A 3,567-nucleotide genomic window follows, 5' to 3' on the forward strand; every position below is an offset into this window, starting at 1 on the left:
ATTATTTATATTGGAATTACATTATGGATAACCTAGATATTTATATTCCTAAATTGTTAATAATAAATAAAAAATGTACATGCTAACTGTTCGCATAATAGTTAATATCTAAAAGCGTAAATTGACAAATGAGTTAGAATATTATGGATTCCCTAGATTTAAAATATAGCAAGTCCATTTTACTTTATTTAATGAAAAAGAAAAATGCCAAAAAATCTGATTTATTTAAAATTGTTTCAAATAACTTTGTGTTGGATAGACTGCTGGATAAACTAGAGATAGATGGGTATATACAGATAACTAAAAATATTATTGGACCTATAATATATAATATTACCCTATCGGAAAAAGGTAAAATGGTGGCTCTAGGACTAATGAAGATAGACAATTTAACAAAAAATTTGGTTGAAAAATCATATTTACAAAATAATAAAAATCCCTATTCATTTGATGACCAGAAATTAATAAACATTTATCCTAAACAGATACTTATTTCGGACATGGAAATTAGTGATTTAAAAGCAATTTCATTAAATATTATAACAGATGAAGATGGATTCATTAAATTATACTGCAATCACGATAAATCAATGAAGTGTAAGCACGTCTTATTCGCATGGAGTTTAAATGAAATTCAAAATTTTATACAGTTGCAATATTGCAATAGTAAACTTCAAGAACATAGTTAATTCAATGATACAAATCATCTCTCAACCAATTTTATCTACTATTATAATTGGGTAGTACGTGTCTATTATTTCACGATTAGAAACATCATAAATAGTGTCTTTGACACATCAAATATTCCCTATTTAGAGTATTTCTCCCATAAGAATGAGAATCTACAAAGTCCTTTCGGTCCTTACCTAAACCTCTATCTTAATTATTGGTTTTTAATACTATGACTGGTTATAAATTACTGTTATATGGTAATAGTTAAATAAAAATCTCCCTATTTTATGAGATTTTTAATATAGACCACCCATAATAATTATTCTCTTCCTCTATTTTTTGTTTAAGGTAAGCTATCTAAAATTATGTAAGATTTTTTTGGAAACATTATGTTAGTAATTTAACAAAAAAATTATAGGTTATTGCTTTTTAGAATCTACATCTAAATTAATATTTATAATTCCATGCATCGATTTAGAAATTATCATCAATGATATATATGAAATTATAAATACGAACGCTAAAACCACAATTATTCCAAATAATTCTACTCCAAACTGGTGAAGAGCTTGATAACCGCCGCCAAATAAAATACCATTTGGTAAATTAGGGTCTCCAGAAGGTATTGCAAAAATTCTTTCAGTAAAAAATGCTATCATCATAACTCCAAAAATACCTCCCAATGCATGGCCTGGTAAAAGTCCAATAGGATCTTCTATCCATTTTATTCTAGAAAATAAGTTTTCACCTGCAAAAAATAATGGTCCTCCTAGAAAACCCAGTACTATAGCGCTTGCAGGGCTAACAAACCCTGCTAAAGGAGTGATTATTATTAGGCCCATTAAAATCCCATTTACAGAGTCTAAAATATTAGGTCCTGTTTTCTTGAAAAGATATTTAAATCCCATTGTAGATAACATTGCGGTACCAGCAGCAAGAAATGTTGTTATCACCACAACTAATGCTTCATTGTTAAACGCAAGCACACTCCCTGGATTAAATCCAAACCAGCCCATTAATAATAATAAAATTGAAAGTGTCAGCCAACCATCATTTATTTTTATGACATCCCTTTTGTTTCTAGTTATACCGGCCTTTTTTTCTTCCATATGCATTTTTAGCAGAATTGAAAATCCGGCTATTCCCGCCGTTCCATGTACAACCAATCCGCCTGCAAAATCCCTCATTCCAAGCTTGTATAACCATCCTGTTGGATTCCATATCCAGGCAGCTGGGAGAGTCCATATAAAAACAAAATATATTATACTATATATAAAAAACGCTTTTAATTTCATTTTTCTTAAAACTATGACACCTACTAGGGCAAGTGTTACAGATGCGAATGCAGTCTCAAAGAAAAAGTATGTGCTTGTGAGCAGTCCTGTATCAAAATACTTTGGTGTCATTGACCACCATACATTATTTATGAAACTTGATGGATTTATTATACCTAATATAAATCCATTATAATAAAATGGATTTCCTATAAATCCATAAATTGTTGGGGCAAAGGCTATATTAAAACCTATTATAGCCATTACGAATATAGATGTCCCGGATATCATAATCGTTTTTAATAAACTTCTCTTCAAGCTGGTACCAAGTTCGCCAATTTCAAGGAACCCAACAGCAATGGTCATTATAAAAACCAACAGTGCCGCTATTAAAACCCAGAAATTATTTAGTATATATGATGTGATCATTTATTTTAACACCTTGGGGATAATTTAAGCTTGGATTTATAAAACTTATATACTTAGCGTTTTACAGTTTTGCTTAGATTTGAGGTTTTATATAGATTTTAAAATAATTATCCATTTATGATAAGTTTAGGGGATGGTATAGTAGATTTTATTTTGGATGGCGTGGGTCAAGTGTTCTTTATGGGTACACCCTTGGTTGGTGCAATAATTTTAATAGCCTTATACGTAAATTCAAAAAAAGCTGCCCTGTTTGCTGTTATCGGCTCTATTATAGGTGGGGTAACAGCAATAGCACTTGGGATCCCACTTGATACTGTTTATTTTGGAATTTACGGTTTTAATTCTGTATTAACTTCAATAGCTCTTGGAGATACATTTTTGGAAAAAGGGTATAAAGCATATTTGATCGCAGCTATTGGAGCTTTTTTTACTGCATTTATAACAGCATCGTTAATACATGTTACAAGCGTATTTGGATTACCAGTTGAAACTTCTGGATTTGTATTAACAACGTGGATTATACTATTTGCAGCTTATAAATTTTTTGGTTATAAACTTGCAGGTGCCGGGGTGCCTCCAAAACAGCGTGCTAATATATTAAAAAAAGAATATAATTCAGGTGAAGAACCAATTAAAATGCATGAATTCACTTTAGGCGGTTTTATAAAATTAATATTTACAGGAATATCACAGGTTTTCTTTCAGGAAAATTATTTGACTGGTATAATCATGGTAGTAGGATTGACGCTTGCCACCATATCTCTTAAGCCTTTTGCATTTGGAATACAATATCCAATATTTTTTGCAGGAGTTACAGCTTTTATTGGTTCTCTTGTTGGTACTTTAACAGGTATAGCCCTTAAAGCAGACAGAACTTCAATATTAATGGGTTTATATGGTTTCAATGGCGTTTTAACAGCATTAGCCGTAATGGGTGTATTCCTAGGATTTTTCTATAGTACAGAAGGCTTTCCAGGAGCACCACAGAATTTTATAATAATGTTAATTGCAGTTGTTCTATCTTCTATTGTAACAGCATTCATAGGTTCAATAACAAGCAAATGGAATCTCCCAACACTTACAGCGCCATTTGTATTTAGTTCATGGCTCATAGAATTATCTGCAAAAGTTTTTCCAAACATAATACAAATAATAGCTACTCTCAATATACACTAATTTACTATTTTATAAA

The 3,567-nt window shown here is 30.7% G+C and carries 3 protein-coding genes; 2 read left to right on the forward strand and 1 reads right to left on the reverse strand.

Going from position 1 to position 3,567, the window contains the following annotated elements; translation table 11 throughout:
• Positions 1–143 precede the first annotated feature (143 nt).
• Positions 144–689, forward strand: a complete 546-nt coding sequence (locus tag AOG55_RS01835) for a hypothetical protein (RefSeq protein WP_055040821.1) — start codon at positions 144–146, stop codon at positions 687–689.
• Positions 690–1,091: 402 nt separating this feature from the next.
• Here AOG55_RS01835 and AOG55_RS01840 read toward each other — a convergent pair whose 3' ends face one another.
• On the reverse strand, positions 1,092–2,375 hold the full coding sequence (locus AOG55_RS01840) for an ammonium transporter (protein WP_055040822.1): 1,284 nt from the start codon (positions 2,373–2,375) through the stop codon (positions 1,092–1,094).
• A 117-nt stretch (positions 2,376–2,492) separates the two neighbouring features.
• On the opposite strand from AOG55_RS01840, the gene AOG55_RS01845 reads away from it, so the two are divergent.
• A complete protein-coding gene (locus AOG55_RS01845) occupies positions 2,493–3,551 on the forward strand; it encodes an urea transporter (protein WP_055040823.1) in 1,059 nt (352 codons plus the stop codon).
• Positions 3,552–3,567 lie beyond the last annotated feature (16 nt).

Origin of the sequence: Acidiplasma cupricumulans (genome assembly GCF_001402935.1) — an archaeon.
GTDB classification, from domain to species: Archaea; Thermoplasmatota; Thermoplasmata; order Thermoplasmatales; family Thermoplasmataceae; genus Acidiplasma; species Acidiplasma aeolicum.